22 protein-coding genes are annotated in these 21,756 nt (G+C 29.3%); 6 read left to right on the plus strand and 16 right to left on the minus strand.

The features are described from left to right. Nucleotides 1–29: 29 nt before the first annotated feature. The 8 genes from BX611_RS10650 to BX611_RS10685 all read right to left on the minus strand — a co-directional run bounded on the left by BX611_RS10650 (nt 30) and on the right by BX611_RS10685 (nt 6,750). On the minus strand, nt 30–1,271 hold the full coding sequence (locus tag BX611_RS10650; RefSeq protein WP_115881034.1) for an ammonium transporter: 1,242 nt from the start codon (nt 1,269–1,271) through the stop codon (nt 30–32). 20 nt (nt 1,272–1,291) lie between these two features. Next, nucleotides 1,292–1,630 carry a P-II family nitrogen regulator gene (locus tag BX611_RS10655; protein WP_115881036.1) on the minus strand — a complete coding sequence of 113 codons (339 nt, stop codon included), beginning with the start codon at nt 1,628–1,630 and terminating at the stop codon, nt 1,292–1,294. A gap of 286 nt (nt 1,631–1,916) precedes the next feature. After that, entirely contained in the window at nt 1,917–2,939 is a 1,023-nt protein-coding gene (locus BX611_RS10660) for an outer membrane beta-barrel protein (protein ID WP_115881038.1), read from the minus strand. Nucleotides 2,940–2,985: 46 nt separating this feature from the next. Next, on the minus strand, nt 2,986–4,182 hold the full coding sequence (locus BX611_RS10665; protein ID WP_115881040.1) for an ammonium transporter: 1,197 nt from the start codon (nt 4,180–4,182) through the stop codon (nt 2,986–2,988). Between the two features lie 39 nt (nt 4,183–4,221). Then, complete coding sequence (locus tag BX611_RS10670; protein WP_115881042.1) at nt 4,222–4,560, minus strand: P-II family nitrogen regulator; 339 nt, start codon at nt 4,558–4,560, stop codon at nt 4,222–4,224. Nucleotides 4,561–4,781: 221 nt separating this feature from the next. Beyond that, nucleotides 4,782–5,153: a fluoride efflux transporter CrcB gene (crcB, locus tag BX611_RS10675; RefSeq protein WP_115881044.1), complete on the minus strand. Its 372-nt coding sequence runs from the start codon at nt 5,151–5,153 to the stop codon at nt 4,782–4,784. Nucleotides 5,154–5,156: 3 nt separating this feature from the next. Further along, entirely contained in the window at nt 5,157–6,119 is a 963-nt protein-coding gene (locus tag BX611_RS10680; protein ID WP_115881046.1) for a BT_3928 family protein, read from the minus strand. 91 nt (nt 6,120–6,210) lie between these two features. Continuing rightward, a complete protein-coding gene (locus tag BX611_RS10685) occupies nt 6,211–6,750 on the minus strand; it encodes a DUF1599 domain-containing protein (protein ID WP_115881048.1) in 540 nt (179 codons plus the stop codon). 65 nt (nt 6,751–6,815) lie between these two features. On the opposite strand from BX611_RS10685, the gene BX611_RS10690 reads away from it, so the two are divergent. Genes BX611_RS10690 through cdaA form a run of 4 tightly spaced genes read left to right on the plus strand, consistent with a single transcriptional unit; the run spans nt 6,816 to nt 9,757 of the window. Next, nucleotides 6,816–7,397: an LOG family protein gene (locus BX611_RS10690; RefSeq protein ID WP_115881050.1), complete on the plus strand. Its 582-nt coding sequence runs from the start codon at nt 6,816–6,818 to the stop codon at nt 7,395–7,397. Further along, nucleotides 7,397–8,224 carry a dihydropteroate synthase gene (gene folP, locus BX611_RS10695; protein WP_240324964.1) on the plus strand — a complete coding sequence of 276 codons (828 nt, stop codon included), beginning with the start codon at nt 7,397–7,399 and terminating at the stop codon, nt 8,222–8,224. Before BX611_RS10690 ends, folP begins: the two co-directional genes overlap by 1 nt. 1 nt (nt 8,225) lies before the next feature. After that, nucleotides 8,226–8,936: a hypothetical protein gene (locus BX611_RS10700; RefSeq protein WP_115881052.1), complete on the plus strand. Its 711-nt coding sequence runs from the start codon at nt 8,226–8,228 to the stop codon at nt 8,934–8,936. Between the two features lie 47 nt (nt 8,937–8,983). After that, nucleotides 8,984–9,757, plus strand: coding sequence for a diadenylate cyclase CdaA (cdaA, locus tag BX611_RS10705; RefSeq protein ID WP_115881054.1), 774 nt, complete (start codon nt 8,984–8,986; stop codon nt 9,755–9,757). A 71-nt stretch (nt 9,758–9,828) separates the two neighbouring features. On the opposite strand, the gene BX611_RS10710 is transcribed toward cdaA, so the two are convergent. Continuing rightward, nucleotides 9,829–11,592, minus strand: a complete 1,764-nt coding sequence (locus tag BX611_RS10710; RefSeq protein ID WP_115881056.1) for an ABC transporter ATP-binding protein — start codon at nt 11,590–11,592, stop codon at nt 9,829–9,831. Then, the gene (truA, locus tag BX611_RS10715; protein WP_240324965.1) at nt 11,585–12,376 is read right to left on the minus strand and encodes a tRNA pseudouridine(38-40) synthase TruA; all 792 of its coding nucleotides are present in this window, start codon (nt 12,374–12,376) and stop codon (nt 11,585–11,587) included. The genes BX611_RS10710 and truA overlap by 8 nt, the downstream gene beginning before the upstream one ends. 28 nt (nt 12,377–12,404) lie before the next feature. Between truA and BX611_RS10720 the strand changes: the two genes are divergently transcribed. Beyond that, the gene (locus tag BX611_RS10720) at nt 12,405–12,899 is read left to right on the plus strand and encodes a metallophosphoesterase family protein (RefSeq protein ID WP_115881932.1); all 495 of its coding nucleotides are present in this window, start codon (nt 12,405–12,407) and stop codon (nt 12,897–12,899) included. Here BX611_RS10720 and BX611_RS10725 read toward each other — a convergent pair. From BX611_RS10725 to BX611_RS10735, 3 genes are all read right to left on the minus strand, one after another. Continuing rightward, nucleotides 12,896–14,620, minus strand: a complete 1,725-nt coding sequence (locus BX611_RS10725; protein ID WP_115881058.1) for a tetratricopeptide repeat-containing sensor histidine kinase — start codon at nt 14,618–14,620, stop codon at nt 12,896–12,898. The two genes, BX611_RS10720 and BX611_RS10725, sit on opposite strands and share 4 nt — an antisense overlap. 29 nt (nt 14,621–14,649) lie before the next feature. After that, nucleotides 14,650–15,309, minus strand: a complete 660-nt coding sequence (locus tag BX611_RS10730) for a response regulator (protein ID WP_317047894.1) — start codon at nt 15,307–15,309, stop codon at nt 14,650–14,652. Nucleotides 15,310–15,463: 154 nt separating this feature from the next. Beyond that, nucleotides 15,464–15,898 carry a DUF4293 domain-containing protein gene (locus BX611_RS10735; RefSeq protein WP_115881062.1) on the minus strand — a complete coding sequence of 145 codons (435 nt, stop codon included), beginning with the start codon at nt 15,896–15,898 and terminating at the stop codon, nt 15,464–15,466. A 212-nt stretch (nt 15,899–16,110) separates the two neighbouring features. Between BX611_RS10735 and rho the strand changes: the two genes are divergently transcribed. After that, the gene (gene rho / locus BX611_RS10740; RefSeq protein ID WP_115881064.1) at nt 16,111–17,787 is read left to right on the plus strand and encodes a transcription termination factor Rho; all 1,677 of its coding nucleotides are present in this window, start codon (nt 16,111–16,113) and stop codon (nt 17,785–17,787) included. Between the two features lie 233 nt (nt 17,788–18,020). Here the strand turns inward: rho and BX611_RS10745 are convergent, their stop codons facing one another. The 3 genes from BX611_RS10745 to BX611_RS10755 all read right to left on the minus strand — a co-directional run bounded on the left by BX611_RS10745 (nt 18,021) and on the right by BX611_RS10755 (nt 21,753). Then, complete coding sequence (locus BX611_RS10745; protein ID WP_115881066.1) at nt 18,021–20,180, minus strand: peptidylprolyl isomerase; 2,160 nt, start codon at nt 20,178–20,180, stop codon at nt 18,021–18,023. A 112-nt stretch (nt 20,181–20,292) separates the two neighbouring features. Beyond that, a complete protein-coding gene (locus BX611_RS10750; RefSeq protein WP_115881068.1) occupies nt 20,293–21,558 on the minus strand; it encodes a hemolysin family protein in 1,266 nt (421 codons plus the stop codon). Next, nucleotides 21,559–21,753 (minus strand): hypothetical protein, encoded by a 195-nt coding sequence (locus BX611_RS10755; RefSeq protein ID WP_115881070.1) that lies wholly within the window; start codon nt 21,751–21,753, stop codon nt 21,559–21,561. Between the last annotated feature and the right edge of the window lie 3 nt (nt 21,754–21,756).

Genomic DNA, 21,756 nt, shown 5'->3' on the forward strand with positions numbered 1-21,756 from the left:
TTTCTTTAGTAAACTAAACTAATAAACTATTAATGTTGATTTAAACGGAAATCTGGATAAGCATCCATACCGTGTTCATGGATATCTAAACCTTCTTGTTCTTCTTCTGAAGAAACACGAATACCAACGGTACTTTTTAAAGTTTTTATAATTACATAAGCTGAAATTAAGCAAGTTACTCCAATTGAAACTACTCCAATTGCTTGGTAACCTAATTGCGCCCATCCTGCTAAATCTCCAAATATACCAACCGCTAAAGTTCCCCAAACACCACAAATTAAATGTACAGCAATTGCACCTACAGGATCATCTAATTTTAATTTATCAATTAATGCAACACCTAATACAATTAAAGCTCCTGCTATAAATCCAATTACAATTGAGTCCGTTACATTCATTACATCAGCACCAGCAGTTATACCTACTAACCCTCCTAAAACACCATTTAAAAACATAGATAAATCGTATTGTTTGTATTTAAAAAGTGAAACTAAAAAAGCAGACATTCCTCCTGAAGCAGCAGCAATACAAGTAGTTACTAAAACTAAAGAAGTAGCACCTGGATCTGCGGAAAGTACTGATCCTCCATTAAATCCAAACCAACCTAACCATAAAATAAAAACACCTGCTGTTGCAAATGGCATATTATGACCAGGAATAGCTCCAATAGATCCATCTTTTTTAAATTTACCAATTCTTGCACCTAATAACCAAACTGCAACTAAAGCTGCCCAGCCACCAACTGAATGTACTAATGTAGAACCAGCAAAATCATAAAAACCTAATTCATCTAACCAACCTGTTCCCCATTTCCAAGAACCTACTATTGGGTAAACCAGACCAACATAAATTATTGTAAAAACCATAAATGCCCCTAGTTTAATTCTTTCAGCAACCGCTCCAGATACTATTGTAGCTGCTGTAGCTGCAAACATTCCTTGAAACAAAAAATCTGTCCAAAAGGTGTAACCGCCATCAGCATAATCAGCTGTTAAACCATTTTCAGGTGAACTTAATCCAAATAAATCAATAAAATAATCTGGAATAATACCCGCAATAAATGAACCTGGGTACATTAAATTAAAACCAATTAAGGCATATAAAATTAATCCAATACAAATAATAAATACGTTTTTAAACAGAATATTAATTGTATTTTTTTGTCTTGTTAATCCAATTTCTAAAAGTGAAAATCCTAAATGCATTAAAAATACCAAAGCGGTACAAATCATCATCCATACATTATTCACTGTAAATAGTGTTTCTTCCATAATAATAGTTTATTGTCTCTTTATTTTAATGATTCTGAACCTTTTTCTCTTGTTCTAATTCTATACGCTTCCTGTATATCAGAAACAAATATTTTTCCATCTCCAACTGCTCCCGTGTATGCCGATTTTAAAAGAACCTCAATTGTTTTCTCTAAAAAAGGATCAGAAACTACGATTGATAAAAATCTTCTTTGTAATTCTGAAGTACTATAACTAACACCACGATATACATGACCTTCTTTTTCATTTCCTACCCCAGTTACATCCCAGTAACTAAAAAAATTAACCTCAATTTCATGTAACGCTTCTTTAACTTCATCAAACTTTGATTTTCTAATTATTGCTTCAATTTTCTTCATAATTAAATAGTTTATATAATTGATTTGCTGCCAAAAATAAAAAAAATATTTATACCCCCTATTTTTAAAGGGGATAAAATGTATTTTTTACTATATATGTAATTTTACCCCTATATTTTTAATATATATAAATTATATTATTCAATTTACAAAAGTTATTAAAAAAGAAAATTGCCTAATGACAATAAGTCATTAGACAATTTTTAACTAAACCTCAATTATAATATTGTTGTAACTATACCAGTATAATTAACTATTAGAATTAATACTATTTATTTTTAAACTTTTAAAATGAATAAATTGCAGCTATCAAGAAAGATGATAATTTATCTGTTGCCAAACCATCAGCATCAATATAAGGCATATCATCACTCCAAGAATCCAATCTAAATTCTGGCTTTATTGTTAAGTTTTCAACAGTATAACTACCTGTTAAAGTTAGCCCTAAAACACTTTCTTCTGCAGGGTTATCATCTCCATATCTACCAAAATACTCACCTCTTAAACCAATTGAGAAAGAGTCTGAAGTTGCTAATTGAGGATACAAAGCAGCTCCATAGAAACCAGAACCATCATTATCATTATAAGCAGCATTAATTCCTAAGAAGAAAGAATCAGATACATCAAACCCACCTGTGTAATCAATTTCAAAACCTAAGCCTCCGTTTTTACCGCTGTCATAATACAAGTTAAGATATTGACCATAAAATCCTAATTGACCTCCTAGTGCATATTCACCAGTCATAGAAACATCATTAGTATCCCAAGGATTGGTAATGGCAAGCATTAAGCTAAAATCATCCGACAAAGTAAAATCAGCTTTTATACCCATATGAGAAAAAGGACCACTTGAAAATAAGTAAGAAGTACTGTAGTTAAAGTTTGCTGCTGGAGCAATAACTTCATACCCTAAGAAGGTGTTGAATCTACCCATTGTAAGCTTTGTACTCTCAGACACGTTGTAGTAAACATATGCTTGATTTATGATACCATCAACAATATCAGAATTAAAAGTAGCGCTAGCACCTCTTGGCCCAGTAACTAAATCAAGAACAGCACCTACTTTTTCATCTTCGTAAGCAAAAACAATGTTCCCCATACCTAAAGCAAATCCTGTTTTTCCTGCAAAAGCAGTTCCGAAAGATTGCTCTGCATTATCTGCCGCACTTAAATTTGATTGAAAATAAGCGTCCACAGAACCACTTATAGTTAATTTTTTCTTCTCTTCTTTATTTTCTTCCTGAGCATTTACTGTAGAAATTGTTAAAACCCCCACAAATACTAATATAATTTTTTTAATTGTTTTCATTTTTTTTAATTTAATTTATTAATGTTCTTTTTTAATAATTATTTTCCTAATTGTACACGTTAGATTTATGTTCGTGTATATCTAACCCATCCACTTCTTCTTCTTTAGAAACTCTTAAACCAATAGTTTTCTTTAAAATATAAAGCACGATAAAAGCAGTACCAGCAGCCCAAGCTCCAATTGCAAGTACCCCAATTGCTTGTACACCTAATAGAGAGAATCCTCCACCATACAATAAACCACCGTCTGTAGCAAAAACACCTACCAACAAAGTACCTATAGCTCCACATACTCCATGTACCGAAACAGCACCTACAGGATCATCAACTTTTAGAGTTTTATCAATAAAATCAATTGAAAGAACAACAACAGCCCCACCAATAATACCTATTATAAAGGCACCCATTGGACTAACAGCTGCACAACCAGCAGTTATCGCAACCAAACCAGCTAATGCTCCGTTTAATGTCATTGAAATATCAGGTTTTCCATATTTTACCCAAGAAACAACCATTGCAGTAAATGCACCTGCTGCTGCTGCTAAATTTGTTGTAATTACAATACCAGCTACAGCATTTGCACTATCACCAGAAATTGCCAATTCAGAACCTGCATTAAATCCAAACCATCCTAACCAAAGAATGAAGATACCTAAAGCACCTATTAATAAGTTATGCCCTGGAATTGCATTTGATTTTCCATTTGTATATTTTCCAAGTCTTGGACCTACCAAAATAGCACCAACTAAAGCAGCCCATCCACCAACAGAGTGCACTACCGTTGAACCTGCAAAATCCACAAATCCAAGTTCAGTTAACCAACCATCTCCTTGCCACACCCAGTGACCTGAGATTGGGTAAATCACAACCGTCATTATAAATGAAAATATGATATACGTAGAAAATTTAGTCCTTCCTGCTACCGCACCCGAAACAATTGTTGCAGCTGTAGCGGCAAATACTGTTTGAAAGAATAAATTGTGCATGTTTTCCACATCATCAAAAAACAATGTTGGACTTCCTATAAAAGATCCAATTGATTCTCCATACATAACAGTATAACCGATTGCCCAAAAACCTATGCTACCAATACAAAGGTCCATGATATTTTTCATAATTATATTCCCTGCGTTTTTTGATCTGGTAAATCCAGTTTCGACTAGCGTAAATCCAGCCTGCATAAAAAACACTAAAATTCCGCAGATTACAATCCACATTAAGTCTAATACAGCGTTAGCTTCCATAATTTTATATTTTTGTAATTAGTTAATTTTTTTTATTTATTAGTTTACAGCGTCAGTACCCTTTTCTTTAGTTCTTATTCTATAAACTTCGTCGATTGTAGATATAAATAATTTACCATCTCCAACAGTTCCTGTTGCTGCCGATTTCAATATTGCGTCAACCGTTCTATCCAAAAACGGATCCGAAACCACAATTGATAAAAATCTTCGCTGTATATCCGATGTACTATAACTTACACCCCTATAAACATGCCCCTGTTTTTCGTTGCCAACTCCAGTTACATCCCAGTAACTAAAAAAATTGACTTCAATTTGATGCAAAGCTTCTTTTACTTCATCAAATTTTGACTTTCTAATAATAACTTCAATTTTCTTCATAATAAAGTGATTTTTATAATTGATTTCGAGACAAAAATATAATTATATTTTTTTACCCCCTAATTTTTTAGGGGTATGACTATCATTTTTATATAATATTAATTTTTTACCCCCATTTTTTTGAGGGTATTCAAATATTTATGTTCTATTTTATCATATTAAGACATACAGAATTACCTATATCTTTAATACGGGTTAAAAAAGAACAAAAAAGAGGTAAATTAAAATACTTTTGAAAAGTAGAAACCAATAAAAACTGCTAGTAAGCCCAAAATAATTGAACCTATAGTATAAAGAAGAAAAGAAAAATAATCACCATTCCTTAAAAAAAGGTGATTTTCATAAGCAAAAGCAGAAAAAGTTGTAAAGCCACCGCAAAAGCCTGTAGCTAATAAAAAAACATAATCATTTGAAGTATCTGAAACTTTTATAAAGTAGCCAATAACAAGCCCTATTATTAAACTTCCAAGTACATTTACTAAAAGTGTTGCATAAGGAATTGTATTTTCTGTACTGTTAAACCACCTGCCAATAATATAACGCATCACACTCCCAAAACCTCCACCAAAAAACACTAATAGTAGCTGCTTCATTTATTAAAAGTTAATATTATCAACATCAACCCAACTGTATTTTCCAATTACAGTTCCCTTTTGAAGTATTACAATACCTGGATTTGAACGAATAACAGTTTTCAACATGGTTTCATCACCAAACAACATGTCAAAATTTAAATTATATTCATTTTTAATTTCAGTAAATTCTTCATTCATTGAAGAAGATAAAGCATAAACTGTATAGCCACTTTTTATCGCTTCGTCTGTTACCTCTTTAATATTATTAAAACCTTTTTTATCGCTAATACTTATATTATAGGAAATAACAAGCATTACTTTATCCTGCTCTAAAACTGTATTTGTTAAATCTTCTCCATCTTCAGTTTCCAAAAAGAAATCATGTATTGGAGGTTCTTCATCTCCACGATACTCCATACCTTCTGGAATATTTTTCCCAACAGCATAAGGTCTAAAATCTATTATAGGTAAATGTATTAATACATAATATATAATATATAGGAATAGAAAAAAAGAAAGAAAAGTTGTCCACTTTGCAAAAGCCATACTAAATAACGGTTTAATATGTTTGGATCCTTTAACTAAAATTAAAATAAACACAACTAAAACTATATTTTTATAAAACGTACCCCAACTAGACAGTTTAACTGCATCACCAAAACAACCACAATCTGTAACCTTATTGTAGTAAGCTGAATACCATGTTAAAAACAAGAAAACCAAAATTATACCTAACAAACTCCACACTGTTAACTTTGGCAAATAACCTACTAGCAACATAACACCTAATACAATTTCTGCTAGAATTAAAATAATTGAGAATGGCAATGCATATGGAATTAAAAATTCCATATTTAATACATCTGCACTAAAATATTCTTGAAACTTATACGCTGAACCTAAGGGATCTACTAATTTTACAAATCCTGAAAAAATAAATGTAACAGCAACAATAAAGCGAGAAAGGTATACAAGTAATTTCATTTGTTATTAATTATAATTTTTTTAAGATCTAATATATTCTGCTATAAATCGTTCTTTTATTTTTTCCAAGAAAAAGAACATTTTATAGTAATTAATCTTCATTAATATGAATTAAAGCAAAAACTGCGTAATTGATCATATCCTGATAATTTGCATCAATTCCTTCAGAAACAATTGTTTTTCCTTTATTGTCTTCAATTTGTTTTACACGCAATAATTTTTGAAGAATTAAATCTGTTAAAGAACTTACGCGCATATCTCGCCAAGCTTCACCATAATCATGATTTTTATCTTCCATTAATTGTTTTGTAATAGCAATGTGTTTATCGTACAATTCAATAGCTTCGTCATTTGATAAATCTGGTTGTTCAACAACTCCTTTTTCTAACTGAATTAAAGCCATTACCGAATAATTAATAATTCCTATAAACTCTGAAGCTTCACCTTCGTCAACTTTACGGGTAGTATTTTGCTGCAACTGTCTAATGCGCTGTGCTTTTATAAAAATTTGATCCGTAAGTGATGGCAACCTTAAAATTCGCCAAGCACTGCCATAATCTTTTAATTTATTTATATATAATGATCGGCATTTTTCAATAACCTCATTATATTGTTTTGAAGTTTCTTGCATGTAACTTTAATTATTTCCGTAAATTTCGAACAAATTTAATGAATTAAAAAATCTAATATTAAATAATGAAGAAAGTTGCTGTTTTTTGTGGTTCAAGCTTAGGGTTTAGTGAAATTTATAAAAATGAAGCCATAAAACTTGGCAATTATTTTGCTAAAAATAAAATTGGCCTAGTGTATGGCGGTGGAAAAATTGGAATGATGGGCGTTATAGCTGATACTATAATTGAAAAAAAAGGAGAAGTTATTGGAGTTATTCCCGGATTATTACGCCATGAAGAAGTTGCCCACACCAATATTACCGAAATGATTGTAACCAAAACAATGAGTAAAAGAAAGGTTAAGATAAGTAGATTGGTTGATGGTTACATTGCACTTCCCGGTGGATTTGGAACTTTAGATGAAATTTTTGAGGCATTAACTTTGGGGCAATTAGGTATAGAGCAAAAGCCGGTAGGCATTTTAAACACCAATGGTTTTTTTAATTATTTAATTAAACAATTAGATGTTATGGTTACTGAAGGCTACTTAAAACAAACTAATAAAGACATGTTAATTGTAACGGATTCTATTGATGATTTATTAACCCAAATGTTCAATTACAAAGCTCCGGTAATGACTAAAGTAATTAACAAGGTTGTACGCTAATGAAAAGTATTAACTGTAACGGAAAATTAATTGACTTATCATTACCAAAAGTAATGGGAATTTTAAATATTACTCCTGATTCTTTTTTTGATGGAGGCAAATATAAAAATGAATCCACTATTGTTACTCAAGTTAAAAAAATGCTGGATGAAGGAGCTACATTTATTGATGTTGGCGCATATTCTTCTCGACCTGGAGCTAAACATATTTCTGAAGAAGAAGAATTAGAACGCTTACTACCAGTAATAAAACTTCTAATAAATGAATTTCAAAATATTACAATATCAGTTGACACCTTTAGAAGTAAAGTTGCTGAAAGCTGTATAAATTATGGGGCTTGTATTGTAAATGACATTTCAGCAGGAGCTATGGATGCATCCATGTTTAAAACAATTGCGAGCCTTCAGGTGCCTTATATTATTATGCATATGCAAGGAACCCCTCAAAATATGCAACAAAATCCATTTTATGAAGATATTGTAAAAGAAGTTTTATATTACTTTTCAAAAAAAATTAACGAATTACGTTCACTTGGTATAAATGATATTATCGCCGATCCCGGATTTGGATTTGGAAAAACTACTGAACATAATTACAAACTATTAAAGCATTTGGATTTATTTAAAAATCTTGAAATTCCAACTTTAGTTGGTTTATCCAGAAAATCTATGCTTTACAAACCTTTAGAAATAACAGCTGAAAAATCTTTAAATGCCACAACAACTGCAAATACAATTGCCTTATTAAAAGGTGCTAACATATTAAGGGTGCACGATGTTAAAGAAGCTGTTGAAGCAATTAAAATAGTTGATTTATTAAAAAATTAATATGAAAAAACTTTATATATTATTCTTTTTGTTAGCACTTTTTAGCTGTACTAAAAAAGAGCTTAAAATACCAACATTGGCTGTGAAGGGAATTCAAGAAGTACATGACCACTCGCAAGTTTGGATGTTTTTTGAAATAGTGAGTAATGATACAATAGCAAAATTAAACAGAAAAAATACCATAAGTTCAACCCATTGGATTTATAATATTGACAAAAAATTACCTTTAAAAACCTTTATACCTTCAATTGTTAAATTACAAGACAAACACGCTAATGGCGTGCATTCTAAAAAAGGAATGCACAATTATTTTAGCTTTTCCGATACCATTTCAAAAAAACTTTCTTTTATTAAATTTGATGCCGTAATTTTTAAAACTGATAGTATTTTATCAAAACAATATATAAAGGATAACAGCAACGATTACCTAAACTATAACAACATTAACCTTACTTTCAACCCTTCAAACACTTGGATTAATGATGCCAAAATGGAAAATAGCGAACTGGAATCCACTTTACTTGAGTTTATAGAATTTTCTTCGGAAGGAAAGCAAACAATGCTTCATTTAAATTTCAATCAAAATTTAACGTATCAAGATTATTTATTCTATTTCACATTAGTGAAATCTATAAGTACTCCTAATATTTTAATAAATAATTTAGAATTTATATTTGACCCAAATAAAGTTCCAGATTGTGGATGTGAATAGTTATTAATAATGCAATCTTTTTCATATTTTTACAAAAAACAATCCTAATGCTAGATTTTTTAGATTTCACTTTTCTTGATGTATTAGATATAGTATTAGTTGCAGTTTTACTATATTACATCTATAAATTACTAAAAGGAACTGTTGCAATAAACATATTTATAGGAATAGCATTAGTGGTTTTAATTTGGAAAATTACTCAAGCTTTACAAATGGAAATGCTTAGTGGGTTACTAGGAACACTAATAAGCTTAGGTGCAATTGCAATTTTAATTGTATTTCAACCAGAGGTTAGAAAGTTTTTATTAATGTTGGGATCTACAAATTTTACAAACAAGCGCAACTTTTTAAATCAACTTAAATTTCTTAAAACAGAAATTCATACAAGTATGGATGTTGAAGTAATTGTAGCTGCTTGTGAAGCTATGGCTTCAACAAAAACTGGTGCGCTAATTGTTTTGGAACGTACACATAATTTAGATTTTGTAAAAAATACTGGAGACAGCATGAACGCTGAAATCAACCAAGCTATTTTAGAAAGTATATTTTATAAAAATAGTCCACTACATGATGGAGCTATGATTATTAAAGAAAATTTTATTATTGCTACAAGGGTTATATTACCGCTTTCTAAAAAACAATTGCCTTCTCGTTTTGGATTAAGACACAGAGCCGCAATTGGCATTACAGAAAAAACGGATGCTTTATGTTTAGCCATCTCTGAGGAAACAGGTAAAATATCTTATATAAAAGATGGTGAATTTGTGTTATATAAAAACACTAATGAACTAATTGAAACTATTAGATACGATCTTACCTAGTAGCTGGTTTTTAGTTTTTAAAACGAATACTTTACTTCTTTACCTTTCAACGTTTTCAAACTTTTAAACTCCTAAGCCACTTCATTAGCAAATTGCATATTATACAAGGTTTTGTAATAACCATCTTTCTCCAGTAATTCTAAATGTGAACCTTGCTCAACAATTTCACCTTTGTCCATAACAATAATTCTATCCGCATTTTTTATGGTAGTTAACCTGTGTGCAATAATAATTGAAGTTTGATGTTTTGTAATTTTATCAGTTGCTTCTTGAATCAATTTTTCTGAATAAGAATCTATTGAAGAAGTTGCCTCATCTAAAATTAACACACTTGGATCACTTATATAAGCTCTAAGAAATGCAATTAATTGACGTTGACCAGCAGAAAGCATTGCTCCTCTTTCCTTAACATTATAATTATAATTTCCTGGCAAAGTCATAATAAAATCATGAATACCTATTTCTTTTGCAGCATTTTTAACATCGTTTAAAGTAACTCCTTCTTTATTTAAAACAATATTATTAAATATTGTATCTGAAAATAAAAACACATCTTGTAACACAACAGCAATTTGATTTCTTAAAGATTGAAGTGTATATTGTTCAATATTATGATCATCAATGCATATTTCACCCGAATTTATTTCATAAAAACGATTTACTAAATTTATGATAGTTGATTTTCCAGCTCCTGTAGCACCAACAATTGCAACGGTTTCTCCTGCATTTACATTAAATGAAAGTCCTTTTAAAACTTCTTCACCTTGTATATAACTAAAATGAACATTTTTAAAAGCAATATCTCCTTTAAAGTGTGTTGCTTCCACTGTTCCAGTTTTTGTAATTTGGCTTTCAGTATCTAATACCTCAAAAACGCGATTACCTGCAACCATACCCATTTGAAGCGTGTTAAATTTATCTGCAATTTGCCTTAAAGGTCTAAACAACATTTGTGACATCATAATAAATGCTATAATTTCACCTGCATTTGTAATACCGGAGTCCACAATATCCAGTCCACCAAACCACACCATTAAACCTACTGCAATTGACGATAAAATTTCAGCAATTGGGAAAAATATTGAATAATACCAAACTGTTCTAATATGTGCTTTCTTATGCTTATCATTAATTTTTACAAAATTTTGGTACTCTAATTTTTCACGATTAAAAAGCTGAACTATATTCATTCCAGTAACTCTCTCCTGAACAAATCCATTTAAATTTGCAACTTGAGTTCTCACTTCCTGAAAAGCCGATTTTATTGCAATTTGAAATAATTTTGTAGCATATATTAAAATTGGAAGTATGGTAAAAGCTATTATTGCTAATTTCCAGTTCATAAATAACATTACAACTGCAACTACAAACATTTTTAAAATATCGCTTATTATCATAAATAAACCTTGTCCAAAAAACTGCGCTATGGTTTCAGTATCTGAAACCAATCTGGTAACCAATTTTCCTACTGAAGATTTATCGAAATATGCCATTTTAAATTGCAACATATGGTTTTGCAACTTAATTCTAATATCTTTTATAATGTGTTGTCCTAACCAATTAACTTTATAGATGAATAAAAATTGAAGAAGTACCTCAGCCAATAAAAATCCACACATTAATAATGAAAAATATAAAATTCCTTCCTTATCTTTTTCTTCAAAATAGGTGTTTACTATTTCTTGTAATAAAATTGGTTTTGCCACAGAAACCAAAGAAAGTAATATAGCTGCAAGTGTGCTAATAATAAACTCCCAACGATAAATTTTAGCAAAAGACATAAGCCTGCTAAAAATTTTTAAATCAAAGGCTTTCCCAGTAACTTTTTCACTCATTTATAAATACTTTTTTAGGATAGCTTACTTTAGTTAAAAATAATCCTTGTGCAGGTGCTGAAGGTCCAGCATTTCTTCTATCCTCGCTTTCTATAATCTTTTTAAATTCTTCTATTGTTGTTTTACCTGTTCCAACTTCAATTAATGTTCCAACTATTGCCCTAACCATATTTCTTAAAAAACGATCTGCAGTAATATGAAAAATCAAAAGCTGATTTGTATATAACCATTCAGCTTTAACAACATCACAATTATAAGTTCTTACATCAGTATTTGAACGGGAAAAACACTTAAAGTTGGTGTAAGTTAACAAAATTTTTGCGGCCTCATTCATTTTATCAACATTTAACTTTTTATTAATAAGTTGCCATGTTGTTTCTGTTAAAAAAGGATTTCTTCCACAAAAAATACGATATTCATACGTTCTGCTTAAAGCATCAAAACGGGTATGGGCTTCAGGAATTACTTTTAAAATATTTAAAATTACAATATCTTTTGGTAATAAAGAATTTACCTTATACTTAACTTCATCTATATTAAAATCTTCATCTAAATCTAAATGAGCAAATAATTGTTCGGCGTGTACACCCGCATCTGTTCTTCCTGCTCCAACCACATCAATATTTCTTTTAAAAATTAACGATAATGCTTTGTTAATTAATTCCTGAACTGCAACTGCATTAGGCTGGTATTGCCAACCGTGAAAATTTGTGCCTTTATATGCTATTTCTATAAAATATCTCAACTGAAATGCTAATTTTGTATGGCTGCAAATATAAGGCATATTTGTGAGTTTAATTTTTCAAAATAAAATGAAAAAAATTTTATTGCTTTCTGATACGCATAGTTATATTGATGATAAAATATTAAAATATATAAAACAGGCAGATGAGGTTTGGCATGCTGGTGATATTGGTTCTTTAGATGTAGTTGATACTATTTCTAATTTAAAACCACTGAGAGCTGTTTATGGAAATATTGATAATAAATTAATTAGAGCGGAGTTTCCTATAGATAACAAATTTGTAATTGAAGATGTTTCGGTTTGGATTACGCATATTGGAGGCTATCCAAACAGATACGATGTTAGAATTAAAAATGACATTTCAAATAATCCACCTAAAATTTTTATTAGCGGACATTCTCATATTTTAAAAGTGATTTATGACAAAAAACTAAACTTGCTTCATTTAAACCCGGGTGCTGCTGGAAAACACGGTTTTCATAATGTAAGAACAATGCTTCGTTTTGAAATTAATGACGGAAATATTACTAATTTAGAAATTATAGAATTAGAAAAACGCTAATATATAATTGGAACCGATATAAAAATTCGTGTTCCTTCATTTGTAGATTTTATATTTAGCAATCCGTTTAACATTTTTATTCTTGCTTTTATTTGACTTAACCCTATTCCGCTTTTAACTTCAATTTCATTTTCATTAAAACCAACTCCATTATCAAAAACAATAATTTGTAAATTTCCATTTAGTTGTTCTAACTTTATAGTTCCATTTTTAGCTTGGCTATGCTTTAAAATATTATTAACCAATTCATTTATTATATTAAATATTTTTATTTCAAAATTTTGATTGAAACGTTCTATATTTTTCGAATCACTTTTTAATAATATAGTTGAATTGGAAGATTTTTCACATAAATCCTGTATTGCTACACCTAAACCAAATTTTAATAAAACAGATGAAATTAATTTATGAGATAAATCTCTTATTTGCTCTGAAGCTTCTTCTAAAATATTTTGCGCCTTATCAATTTCAACTGGCAGCTTATCTTTCAATTTCTTTTTACTGGCATATAAATGCAAATTAGTTGCAGATAGCAATGCACTTACATTGTCATGCAGTACATTAGCTATTTTTTTACGTTCTTCTAACCCACCATCTAAAGTTGCTACTAAAATTTTAGCTTGTGAATCACTTTTTATTTTTTCAATCTTATTTTGATTTAGTAGCTGTTCTTGACTAATTTGAAGCGCGTGGTTTTTTTTGCTTAATTTATAAAGTTTATATAAAAAATAAATACCTGTTAAGAGTACTAAAATTGCAAAACCTAATCCATATGTTAAAACTTCGGCATCTCTTCTTTTTGCTTTTTCAATTTCAGTTTCATTTTCCTTGGTAGCCAAACTATATTTGGATTGAATTTCGGCAATTTCCTTGTATTTAAGTTCTTGCTGTAAAGAATCATTTAAAGAGAAAAATTTGTCTTGATACTCAAATGCTTTTTTATAGTTTTTAAGCCCACTATAAGCATAAGCCATATTTATAAAAGAGGTATTTCGGGTTTGTTTCTGCAAATCGCTTTGTCCATAACCAACTAAATTAAAAGCCTGTTCAAACATTTCTAAAGCATTTTTATAATTACCTTGCATATAATATACACCTCCAAGATTATTTAAAATTCCGGCTTCAATATCTTTATTCCCTAAAGTTTTCTGAAAATCTGCAGCAATTTTAAAATTTTCAATTGCACTTTCATAATCCCCATTTAAATAAAAAATTCCAGATAAATTAGCATAAATTTTGGCTTTTAAATCTTCCTTACCTTCAATATTTTTATTAAAAGAAATTGCCTTTTCATAATTAAATTTTGCAGAATCTATTTGGCTATCTAACTGAAAATTGCCTCCTTTTTTAAAATAAATATATTGAAGGTTTTCATAGTCGTTAGAAATTGAAGGTATAATGCTATTAAATATTTCCGTTGATTTTTTATAATCACCATTTTCGCGAAAAATATCTGCTAACAAAATATTGCCTTCAATAATTAATTTTGTTTCATTATTTTTTTTAACAACTTCAATAAATTCATATAATTTTTCTAAGGCTTCTTCTGTATTTCCTTGTTCAATAAGTTCTTTAATAAATTTTATTCTTTCATCATCTGAATAAAATAAGTCAGCATCAATTTTGCTAACAATAATTTCATTACTAAATTTTGCAAAAACATTATAATTTACTAACTGAAAAAAAATAAAAAATAATACTATTATTTTGAGTTTAAACATTTTTAAATATGACAAGGAAGTTAAATTTATTAAACAATGTTGTTTTTAATGGCATAAATGGCAAGACCAACAACATTTTTTACTTTTAATTTATGAATTAAATTTTTTCGATGAGTTTCTACAGTATTTATGCTTATATGGAGGGTTTTACTAATTTCATTTGAATTATACTGTTTACAAATTAGTTTAAGTACATCTGTTTCTCTTGGAGTTAATGGACTAAAAAATGTGCCGTCTTGAGATATTTTATCAATACTCAAATTATTTTTTGTGAAAGAGGATAGTAATTTATCCTTAACACTTTCACTAAAGTATTGTTTTCCACAGTAAACAGCATTTATTGCTTCAACAATATTTTCGCCAGCGCATTTTTTAGCTAAAAACCCATTTGCTCCAATTTTCAGCACTTCTTTAATTAGTTTTGCATCATCATAGCTTGAAAGCACAATAACTTTTTGCTGAAAACCACTTTTCACAAAACTCTGCAAAACAGCAATTCCATCAACTTTTGGCATATTAATATCTAAAATTAAAATATCAGCTTCATTTAAAGCAAACCAATTTAAAACATCTTCGCCGTTGAGTGAACTTCCAACAACTTCAATATTATTTTCAGAAGATAAAACTGCATTAATACCATCAATTAATAGTTGATGATCATCTGCAATATGAACTTTGATCTTTCTCATAATTTTCCCTTTTCAAATATATTACTTATTAAAACTTTAAACTATCACTAAAAGTAATGATATTTTTGCATCACCAAAAACCGTTAGAAACAAAAAACCATTTTAATAAAATTAAAATGGTTTTCCTTGCACTAAATATACTAAGATGTTAGGTTTATCGCAATCTATCCACAGATTTTACAAGTTCCTCATCCTTTTTAATTGCTTTATTAGCTAATACTACTAAAACAATTGTAAAAATTGGAATAAGCAACCCAATACCCTTCTCTGAAACGTTAATTTCTCCAGATAAATTTTGTGCAAAATATACGAGAATACCTAATAAAATAAAATTGATCAAAATTGTTAATCGCCCCAAAACAAATTGCAATTGTCTTTTCTTATACTGAAAAATAGCTACAATTGTTATTAGTGATGATATAAAAAATAGTACTGACATTATATTTAATAATGTGTTGTTTGTACTAAATGAATCAATTACAAAAAATTTAACTCCTTCATTATTAGTCCATAAATTCAAAAGAAAAATTAATCCTCCAGAAAATAAGGTTGCTAATAGTAAATAAATAGTTTGTACTCTTTGAATCATATTAAAAATATTCGGACACAAAAATACGTTTTATTTTTAAAGATTTAAACTTTAATATGTAAAATAATTTTATATATTTGCAATATCAATTGTATACAACAAAGCAATTTAACTACAACTAAAACAGCTAATCACCACTTAGTTTTAATCACAAAAAAAATTCTTATAAAGAATAACAAATTACGTATTTATATATTAACACAAATAACATAATGTTTGAAATTTCCCAACTAAAGGAGAAAACTCTTGTAGAATTACAAGAGATAGCAAAAACTATTGGAGCAAAAAAATACAGTCAGCTTAAAAAATTAGATTTAGTTTATTTAATATTAGACATTCAAGCTTCAACCCCACAGAAAGTAACGAAAAAAGAACCTTTAAATAGTGATAACAAGCCAAGACGAAAAAGAATCGTAAAAAAAGCTGTTGCACCAAAAGGACAAAAACCAGTAGCTGCTGAGCTACCAAAAAAGGAAGCAGCAACTGAAATAGCAGCTAATGTTGCTAAACCCGAAGTTAAAAAAACGGTTAATACAATGGCTGCTAAGCCAAAAACTGAACCCGTTATAGTTAAAGAATTAGATAATTCAGATAAAACTGAAAAACCTAATCCACCTAAAAGCAAACAACAAGCCAAACCAGCTCAAAATCAGCAAAATACAAATCAACCGAACAGACCAAAACAACACCAAAATAAACAACAGGTAAATCAGCCTAGAGATAATAAAGGTCAACGCAAAAATGGAAATCGCTACAGAGATCCAGATTATGAATTTGACGGTATTATTGAAAGTGAAGGCGTTTTAGAAATGATGCCTGATGGGTATGGTTTTTTACGTTCTTCAGATTATAATTATTTATCATCACCTGATGATATTTACTTATCGCAATCTCAAATAAAATTATTCGGATTAAAAACGGGTGATACTGTTAAAGGTGTAGTGAGACCTCCAAAAGAAGGAGAAAAATATTTTCCATTAATTAGAGTTTCAAAAATTAATGGGTTAAACCCAAATGTAGTTAGAGATCGAGTTTCTTTTGAACATTTAACACCATTATTTCCTCAAGAGAAATTTAATTTAGCAGGTAAATCGAACACATTATCAACAAGAATAATAGATTTATTTTGCCCAATAGGAAAAGGACAAAGAGGTATGATTGTTTCTCAACCTAAAACCGGGAAAACAATGTTACTTAAAGATATTGCAAATTCAATTGCATCTAATCATCCTGAAGTGTATCAAATAATTTTATTAATTGATGAACGTCCTGAAGAGGTTACAGATATGCAGCGCAGCGTAAGAGGTGAAGTTGTAGCTTCAACTTTTGATGAACCTGCTGAAAAGCATGTAAAAGTTGCAAATATTGTTTTAGAAAAAGCAAAAAGATTGGTTGAATGTGGACATGATGTAGTTATTTTATTAGACTCAATTACACGTTTAGCCAGAGCCTATAACACCGTAGCACCAGCATCTGGTAAAATTTTATCAGGAGGTATTGATGCTAACGCTTTGCACAAACCAAAACGCTTTTTTGGTGCTGCACGTAATATTGAAAATGGAGGTTCTTTATCTATTATTGCTACAGCTTTAACAGAAACTGGTTCAAAAATGGATGAAGTAATTTTTGAAGAATTTAAAGGAACAGGTAATATGGAACTTCAATTAGAAAGAAATATTGCTAACCGTAGAATTTATCCAGCTATTGATTTAGTGAAATCTAGTACCCGTAGAGATGATTTATTGTTAGATGAAAAAACAGTAAAACGTATGTGGGTATTAAGGAAGTATTTAGCAGATATGAATCCAGTTGAAGCTATGGAATTTATTAAAGATAAAATTCAATTTACAACTTCAAACGAAGAGTTTTTAATTTCTATGAACGGATAGATATTTTAAATATATCACTTAAAAAAGCCTTTAATTTCTAAAATTAAAGGCTTTTTTGTTATCTCTTTTTATTTTATAAATAATCTATCACCAAGTCCAAAATAAAATTTTAAAACATGTACTTTGAATTTCAAATAAAAACAACTTACTGTAGATATTTTTTATACTTATTATCTTTTTACATAAAAAAAGCGAGCTAATGCTCGCTTTTTTTTATTTATTATTTAAAATTCTTAAAAGAATTTACCTCTATTATCTTTAATATCTGCAGTTTCTTCTAATACTTGAAATATTTGATTACTTCTACCTTGTAGTTGACCAACTATCTTTTTACGGAAATTGTCATAATTTTCTAAATCAACTGGAGCATCACGTTTAGTTACTTTTACTACAAACACTCCTTTTTCTCCATTTATTAATTCAGAAACTTCATTTAATTTAATAGTTGACATTGCTCCAACAACAGCTGGCTCATTTCCAACACCCGAAATTAAAGGACTTGATAAACCTACAGATGATGCGCTACGAACATTAGTACCGCTATTTTTAGCAATTTCTTCTAAAGTAGCACCTGTCATTTTCTTTTTAATCAACTCAGCTTTTTTCTGATCAATTAATTCTGGACGAATTTTTGACAATAAGTCTGAACTTACTACTACACCACCATCTTCTTCTGTTTTCCCAGTAAGAGTTGCTACTGCATAACCTCTTTTACCATTCACATCAATATCAAATCTTTTTGAATCTCCAACTTGTGTTCCAAAAGCCCAAGTTACCATTTGACGTTGTGCACCTAAACCGGGAATAGCTTCTGCTAATACCTTTAAATTAAGTGCTGTTTGAACGTTATAACCTTTTTCTGTAGCCAGTTCATTTAAATCTTTTCCTTCAGCTATATTAGCATTTAATGTTTCTGCTTCTTCAAAAATATTGTTTTCAGTTTCTTCTGAAGCTTCAACTAAACGAGCAAAAGTTGCTAATCTAACTGCTTTTTCAGGTTTTGTTTGTTCATCAATTCTAATAATATGAAAACCAAAAGCAGTTTCAACAATTTGAATACTACCAACTTTATTTTTGTAAATAAAATCTGCAAAATCTCTATCAAAACTTGGAGAAAAAGCTTGATCTTTTCTAACCCATCCTATATCTCCACCTTTTCCTTTAGTACCATCTGTGTTAATTTCATTAGCTATTTCAGTAAATTTAGATTTACTATTTCTTACTAATGCGTATACACTATCTGCTGTTTTTTTAGCTTCTTCTTTAGTTTTTGTTGAAGTTGAACGTGTTGTTCCAGCATAAGGAATTATAATATGACTAGATTTAACAGAGTCAGGTAATTGAACAGTTTCAACAACTTTAGATATTTTGTAGTATCCATTTTGTTTATATGGACCAATAACATCTCCAATTGATGCGTTAAATACTTCATCTGAAACTTCAGCTAAAATTTGATTTTTAAACTTATACCCATTATCAATTGCCAAGTCTGATCTGTTATTACTTAAAAATTCTTCGTAATTTGTAGTGTTCTTTAAACCTGCAATTTTAACAGTAGTTTTAGCAGCATTACTATATTCCTCTTTATCATTTATAAAGCTCTCCACTAGGTTTTTTGCTTCTGCATCATCTTCTTCAGAAGGTACAATATCAAATTTCACATATTGCAAAGTACGCGTTGCTTCAGGCTTAAATCTTTTAGTATTATCATTTAAATACTTTTGAATTTCTTCTTTTGAAACATAACTTAAACTATCAGGAATTGAAGTATAAGGAACATATACAAATTGAGCATCCATTTTTGTATTATTAAACAAATAATCTCTTTCTCCTTCTTCTAAAGAAGCACCTAAACCAGCTTTAACTAAAGACGTATAAGATTGACGTTGTAAGTTTCTCTTAATGTTTTTTTCAGTAGATAACCAATTCATCCAAGCTTGTGTGTTTCCAGACTCGGCATCATCTTTCATATTGGCTATATATTCTTTCAATTTTTCTTCATCAAAAAGATTTGCTTCATTTTTGAAAAGTGGTGAATTTTGAATTTCAGGTAACGCTACCATAGCATCCCATATATCTTTTTCACCAATTACAATACCTGCTTTTTCAAGCTGATCTTCAAATATTTTTTCAGCTACCATTCCGCTCCAAACAGCATTAACAGCTTGCATTTGAGTAGCTCTACCTCCACTTTGAGTTCTATAAGCCTCAACTTGTTGTGCAAACTCTTCTCTATCTATGTCCTCTCCATTAACTTCACCTATTGAGTTAACTTTACTTGAACTGAAAAATTGTTGTATTGAGCTTGGATCTAGAACAAATGCAAAAAGTGCTAATCCTACGATAAGGATTAAGAACATTGAACGATCTCTAATTTTTGATAAAATTGCCATTATATTATTTGTTTTATTACAGTTTGCGAAAATACAATTAAGTATTTAATTATGAAAGTGAAATTGTTATAATTAAATTGGAAATACAGTTAATTTTAGATATAATTTATTTTTAATCTGCTTTATCTAAAAGTTTAAGGTAAACTTCCATAATTTTAGAGGAATCCACCTTTAACATTTTAAAATGTAAATTATCTATTTCTATTATTTCTCCTTCTTTAGGTATATCTTCATGAAAGTAAACAATAAATCCTCCTAGGGTTTCATAACCTTCATTTTCTATAAGGTTTAAATTATATGTTTCATTTAAATAATCTACTTCTAAACGTGCCGAAAACTCAAACTCACGGTCGTTTATTTTATTTTCCAATAATTCTACTGTATCATGTTCATCTATAATTTCACCAAAAAGCTCTTCAACAATATCCTCAACTGTTATAACTCCAGAAGTTCCTCCAAATTCATCTAAAACAACTGACATACTCCTCTTTTTCTTGGTTAAAATATTTAAAACATTATTTATCATCATACTTTCAGGAACCAATTCAACTGGCAATATAATAGACTTTATACTTTTTGGCTTTTTAAATAATTCAAACGCATGCACATATCCTAAAATATTGTCTAATGATTCTTTATAAACTATTATTTTAGAATAACCGGTTTCAATAAACAACTTTTTTAAATTAGTTATAGTATCATTAATATCAACAGCTACAACTTCAGTTCTAGGAATCATTATTTCCCTTGCTTTAACATTATCAAAATCTAAAGCATTTTGAAAAATTTGAATTTCAGAATCCACTTCTTCAAAATCTTTTGCATGCTCTAACTGTTTTGATATATAATTTCCAAGTTCAACTTTTGTGAATTCAATTTGTTTAGTGTCTGTTATTGAATTGAAAAAAAATCTCAAGAAAAAATCTGAAATAAAAGTTATAAAATCTGAAACAAAATGAAATATAACATAAAAAAAATAGGCGAATGGAGCAAAGAGCCACAATGTTTCATTTGCATAAATTCTAAACAAAGCTTTTGGTAAAAACTCTGCAGTTACTAAAATTATAATTGTAGAAATTATGGTTTGAATAAATAATATAGTGAATTCATTTAGTGATCCTTCGGGAATAAATCCTGTAATAAATTCACCCATAAAAAAACTATAAACTACTAATGCTATATTGTTCCCAACAAGCATTGTGGTAATAAATTTGGATGATTTTGATGTAAGCCTACTTAATATTTTTGATGTAAATCCTTCTTTCTTTTTTTCAAGTTCTACTTGAAACTTATTTGCAGAAACATATGCGATTTCCATACCAGAAAAAAAGGCTGAAAGCAATATTGAAATTAATATTACAATTATATCAATCTCCATTTATTTTTTATTTCTTTTTTCAACTTTAGACCTAAATCTTTTCTTGAAAAAATACATGAAAATTGCTAAAACTGAAAATATCAGAAGCATATATGCTCTTGGTCTATCAGTTTTCCAATTATTTACAGTTTCTACAATAAATACAACTGCAATTACTAAGTAACCGTATTCAAATAATTTTGAAATTTTATTCATTTT

This window comes from Lutibacter oceani, assembly GCF_003384935.1.
Lineage (GTDB): Bacteria > Bacteroidota > Bacteroidia > Flavobacteriales > Flavobacteriaceae > Lutibacter > Lutibacter oceani.